At 54.7% G+C, this 5,130-nt stretch carries 6 protein-coding genes and 1 other annotated feature; of the genes, 4 read left to right on the forward strand and 2 right to left on the reverse strand.

Annotated features, from left to right (window positions below; translation table 11 throughout):
- From VAE48_RS04380 to VAE48_RS04395, 4 genes are all read left to right on the forward strand, one after another.
- A partial coding sequence (locus tag VAE48_RS04380) for an ABC transporter ATP-binding protein (RefSeq protein WP_322792104.1) occupies nucleotides 1-546 on the forward strand: 546 nt, incomplete at its 5' end.
- A complete protein-coding gene (locus tag VAE48_RS04385; RefSeq protein WP_322792105.1) occupies nucleotides 543-1,226 on the forward strand; it encodes a heme exporter protein CcmB in 684 nt (227 codons plus the stop codon). The genes VAE48_RS04380 and VAE48_RS04385, both read left to right, overlap by 4 nt.
- Nucleotides 1,227-1,246: 20 nt before the next feature.
- Complete coding sequence (locus VAE48_RS04390) at nucleotides 1,247-1,945, forward strand: cytochrome c biogenesis protein (protein ID WP_322792106.1); 699 nt, start codon at nucleotides 1,247-1,249, stop codon at nucleotides 1,943-1,945.
- Between the two features lie 10 nt (nucleotides 1,946-1,955).
- Complete coding sequence (locus VAE48_RS04395) at nucleotides 1,956-2,126, forward strand: hypothetical protein (protein ID WP_322792107.1); 171 nt, start codon at nucleotides 1,956-1,958, stop codon at nucleotides 2,124-2,126.
- 75 nt (nucleotides 2,127-2,201) lie between these two features.
- On the opposite strand, the gene VAE48_RS04400 is transcribed toward VAE48_RS04395, so the two are convergent.
- Nucleotides 2,202-3,581: a TrpB-like pyridoxal phosphate-dependent enzyme gene (locus VAE48_RS04400; protein ID WP_322792108.1), complete on the reverse strand. Its 1,380-nt coding sequence runs from the start codon at nucleotides 3,579-3,581 to the stop codon at nucleotides 2,202-2,204.
- A 41-nt stretch (nucleotides 3,582-3,622) separates the two neighbouring features.
- Nucleotides 3,623-4,672, reverse strand: a complete 1,050-nt coding sequence (trpS, locus tag VAE48_RS04405; RefSeq protein WP_322792109.1) for a tryptophan--tRNA ligase — start codon at nucleotides 4,670-4,672, stop codon at nucleotides 3,623-3,625.
- Nucleotides 4,673-4,718: 46 nt separating this feature from the next.
- Nucleotides 4,719-5,012 (reverse strand) — a binding site (T-box leader).
- Nucleotides 5,013-5,130: the final 118 nt, after the last annotated feature.

Raw genomic sequence — 5,130 nt, forward strand, 5'->3', positions numbered from 1 at the left:
GCTGGTTTTCGGCTTCCCCAGCAGGCTGCCCATGTACGCCGCCGTTTGGGGGTGGTCAGTCATCAACCTTTGCTGTACGGCGATTTGAGCGCAGAAGAAAACCTGCGTTTTTACGGGCGCATGTACGCCGTACCTCAACTGGGTACACGGATCAACGAAGTGCTGGAACTGGTCGGTCTTGCTGCGCGGCGGCGGGATCTGGTGCGCACCTTCTCGCGCGGAATGCAGCAGAGACTGGCCATCGGACGCGCCATTTTACATGACCCCGATGTGCTGCTGCTGGATGAACCCCATACCGGGCTGGATCAGGATGCCTGTGATATGCTGGATGGGGTTTTACGGCAAATTGCCGAACAGGGCCGCACGGTGGTAATGACCAGCCACGATCTGGCACGGGTGGAAGACCTGGCCTCGCGTTTTGATGTGCTGACCGCCGGGCGTATAACGGCCAGCCGATCGGCGGATGGTTTGCCGCGGGATGGCCTGCTGGCTTTTTACCGGCAGGCGCTGGAAGTTCAACGAAACCTGCAGGGGGCAGTCCGATGAGCGGATTAACACCGTTTATGAGCGCCATGGGCGCAGTCATCTGGAAGGATTTGCGGGCAGAATGGCGCAGTCGTGAGGTCATTTCAGCCATGCTGGTGTTTGCCCTGCTGGTCATCCTTATTTTTAACTTTGCGTTAGATTTGCAGCCCAATGTTCGCGCCGGCATCTCTTCCGGTGTGTTATGGGTAACGCTGGCATTTGCCGGAACATTGGGGCTGAACCGTTCCATGGCGGTGGAAAAAGACCGCGGCTGTCTGGATGGTTTACTGCTTGCGCCGGTTGACCGGGCTGCCATTTATCTGGGCAAGGCGTTTGCCAACCTGCTTTTCATGCTCCTGGTGGCATTCATTGTTCTGCCGGTTTACGGCATTTTGTACAATACCAACATGATCATCCCCGGTTTGCTGCTGGTGATTTTGTTAGGCAGTGAGGGATATGTGGCAGTAGGAACACTGCTCGCCAGTATGGCGGTTCAGGCTCGCACCCGTGATATTCTCCTGCCGATTTTACTCTTTCCAGTAGCAGTACCGGTGGTCGTTTCGGCCGTCAAAGCCACCGGCGGTTATCTGGCCGGTTTGGGTTGGGAGGAAATTCAGCCGTGGTTTACTTTACTGGTTGTTTATGACGTCATCTTTACTTCGGTGGCGTTTATGGTGTTCGATTCGGTGGTTGAAGAATAAACTAATTTTGGAGGTGCAGTATGCTTCAAAAACCCAAATTATTAACGGTTCTGGATGTGGCTGCAATTGCTTCTTTTCTTGCAGCAACAGCGCTGGTGTTCTTTTACGCACCGCTGGAACGGGTGATGGGTGCCGTCCAAAAAGTGTTCTATTTCCATGTGGCCAGCGGTTGGGTGGGGATGCTCAGTTTTCTGGTGGCGGCGATTGTCGGCATCATCTACCTGATTCGCAAGGACCTGAAATGGGACTCAGTTGGGGTGGCGGCAGTGGAAATTGGGATTGCTTTTACCCTGATCAATGTGGTGACGGGTGCCATTTGGGCGCGCCCAATCTGGAACACCTGGTGGACGTGGGATCCGCGCCTGACAACGGCCACCATCATGGAACTGGTTTACTTGGCTTACCTGATGCTGCGCGCCGGTATTGAAGAACCCGAACGGCGGGCGCGCTTTGGGGCGGTCTACGCAATTGTCGGCTTTCTCAGTGTGCCGCTGACCTTCTTTTCCATCCGCCTGTTCCGCACCATTCATCCGGTGGTCATCGGCAGCAATGACCCCGGTGCTATGGGCGCATTTGACATGACGCCAACCATGACCCAGGTTTTCCTGTTCAGTCTGCTGGCGTTCACCATTGTGTACTTTGACCTGCTGTGGCATCGCATTCGGCTGGGCAGGTTGGCCGAGCGGGTGGAAAGCCTGCGCCTCAAAGTTCAAGCCTGAAGGAAGGTGAATGATGGATCAACCCGCCAACACGATCTCCTACTTTATTGCCGGATATGGGTTCATCTTTGGTGTGATGATTTTTTATCTCGCCAGTTTGATCATCCGCTGGCGCAACTTGAAGCAGGATGAAGCCCTGCTGAATGAGCTGGATCAAAAAGAAACAACCGGCAACGAGTAGAGAGAACAGAGGTGCGCAACTTCCGCGCACCTCTGTTCTCTCAGGAGGAGAAGAGACGAAAAATCATCTGTTCCATTAAGCTCCAATTTGCTCAGGCACCTGAGGCAGCCGCTCACGGATGGAGTGGATGGCTTCTTCGGGCAACTGGTAGTCTTCCAGACGGCCGTGATTATAGGCGTCGTAGGCGGTCAAGTCAAAATTACCATGCCCGGATAGGTTGAATAAGATGACTCGCTTTTCGCCCCGCTGTTTGGCAAGCAGCGCTTCGTCAATGGCTGCCCGAATGGCATGGGCTGATTCGGGTGCAGGTACAATCCCTTCGTGGCGGGCAAACAGCACGGCGGCTTCAAAGGTGGCTCGCTGGGGAACGGCAACCGCTTCAATCAAACCGGCATCATAAAGCGCACAGATCGAAGGCGCCATACCGTGATACCGCAATCCACCGGCATGAATGGAAGGCGGGATGAAAGAATGCCCCAGAGTGTGCATTTTGACAATCGGCGCCATTTGGGCGGTATCACCGTAGTCAAAAGCATAGACGCCGCGGGTCAGGGAAGGAGCAGCAGTGGGTTCCACCGCCAGCAAGCGGGTGCGCTGACCGTTGCGCAGGTTTTCCCGCAGGAAAGGATAGGCAATCCCGCCAAAGTTCGATCCGCCGCCGACGCAGCCGATGACCACATCCGGGTATTCACCGGCTAAATCCATCTGTTTGAGGGCTTCTTCACCGATGACAGTCTGGTGCAGCAAGACGTGGTTCAACACCGAGCCGAGAGAATACTTTTTTACGCCGTTGGAAGTGGCCGCTACCTCAACCGCCTCGCTAATGGCAATACCCAGCGAGCCGGGGCTTTCCGGGTCCTTTTCGAGAATAGAACGCCCGGCGTTGGTGAGATTGGTGGGAGAAGCAAACACTTTTGCGCCAAACGTTTCCATCAAAAAGCGGCGGTAGGGTTTTTGATTGTAGGAAACCTTGACCATGTAGACTTCCAGTTCCATGTCAAAAAAGGCACATGCCATTGAAAGCGCAGAACCCCACTGACCAGCCCCGGTTTCGGTGGTGAGCGCTTTGGTGCCGGCGGCTTTGTTGTAAAAGGCCTGTGCCAGCGCTGTGTTGGATTTATGGCTGCCGGACGGAGAAGCGCCTTCATACTTGTAGTAAATGTGAGCCGGTGTGCCGAGCGCCTTTTCCAGCCGGCGCGCACGGATCAAGGGAGTGGGGCGGTAGAGTTTGTAGGCTTCCCGTACTTCTTCGGGAATTTCGATGTATCGCTCGGTGCTGATTTCCTGCAGAATCAATTCCATTGGGAACAATGCACTGAGAAAATCCGGCGTGACCGGTTCTTTGGTAGCCGGATGCAGCACCGGCGGCATGGGCACCGGGCTGTCTGCCAGCACGTTGTACCAGTAGCGCGGCAAATCATTTTCGCTTAACAGGAAACGGGTTAATTCAGACATGGTAAACCTCCTTAAAATTGGAAATTAATGGACAAATGAGATTAGCAAAATGCGCCGGCGGCGGGGTTGCTTTGTCCGCTTTCGGGCTGCAAGGCCAGTCCAAGGGTCAGGCCCATCGCGCCGAGTACCTCTTCCAGAGTCTGGCGGGCAATTTGCCGGGCGCGGTTGCTGCCGTGATAAAGAATTTCGCGCAAATAGGCAGGCTGTGCAATGAACCTTGCGCGCCGCTCACGCAGCGGTTCAAGCGTTTGGTTGAGTTTGCGCGCCAGATATTGCTTGATTTCGACATCGCCGACCTTTCCCTGACGGTAACGGGCTTTGTATTCCTCGACCTGCTCGCGGTCAGCGTCAAACTGATCCAGATAGATGAAAAGGGGGTTACCCTCCACTTTTCCCGGATCGGTAGGATGGATGCGATTGGGATCTGTAAACATGCCCATCACCTTGCGGGTGGTTTCTTCTTCAGAATCCCGCAGGAAGATGGCGTTGCCATACGAAGTGTGCATGGTGCGGTTGTCAATCCCCGGCAGGCGCGGCATGGTGGAAAGCAGAGCATCCGGTTCGGGGAATAATTCCCCATACAGGCTGTTGAAGCGGCGGGCAATCTCGCGGGTCAATTCGATGTGCGGCAGTTGATCCTCGCCGACCGGCACCAGCGATGCTTTGTAAAGCAGAATATCGGCCGCCTGTAAGACAGGATAGGTCAGCAGTCCCAGGGAGGGTTGAATACCCAGTTGTTTGACCTGTTCTTTGTAGGTGGGCACACGGTGCAGACGGGTCTCACTGACCAGCATGCTGAGCAGTAAAGCCAGTTGACTGTGTTCCGGTACAGCCGATTGCAGCACAAGGGTGCTGCGCTGGGGGTCAATGCCGGCCGCCAGCCAGTCAGCAACCACTTCTAAGGTGTTGGGGCGGATGTCGGCCGGGTTTTGATAATCTGTGGTGAGCACATGCAAGTCGGCTACCAGAAAGAAACATTCATGGGTTTGCTGCAAACGCACCCAGTTTTGAAGCGTGCCAACCAGATGTCCCAGGTGACGGGGTCCGGTGGGACGATGTCCGGTAAGGATACGATAGGTTCTAAGGGTCATTATCTCAATCTCCATTTGGTGGACTTAAAACAAAACGGCCTGTGCTCGTGGGGACGAACACAGGTCCGTGGTGCCACCCCAGTTAGGCTGCTGGTAAAAAAATTCCCCGGTGATGCACACAGGGGAAAGAAGCCAGCCTCACTCGTTGCGGGTACGGCCATTTTGGCGATACCCTTTGCCCAGATAACGGTGGCAACTCCGGCCCAGACTACTGGGGAAGAAACCCGTTCGCCCTGCAACTCCGAGGTCCATTCATCGCCGCTGTACGGGCAGGTTCTCACCGCTTCCTGCTCTCTGTACCGCCATTTCGACGATTACTCGTCCTCTTCATCGTCTTTTTGGATGTGTTTTGGAAGATTATAATGATTTTATGGCATTTGTCAAGCATGAATTTGGCGCTGTTATTTAAACTTGAAAGTTGGACAGTTTAAAGCTGAAAAGTGGACAGGGAGCTTTCT

The sequence above is a fragment of the Bellilinea sp. genome (assembly GCF_034432615.1).
In the GTDB taxonomy this organism is placed as follows: domain Bacteria; phylum Chloroflexota; class Anaerolineae; order Anaerolineales; family Anaerolineaceae; genus Bellilinea.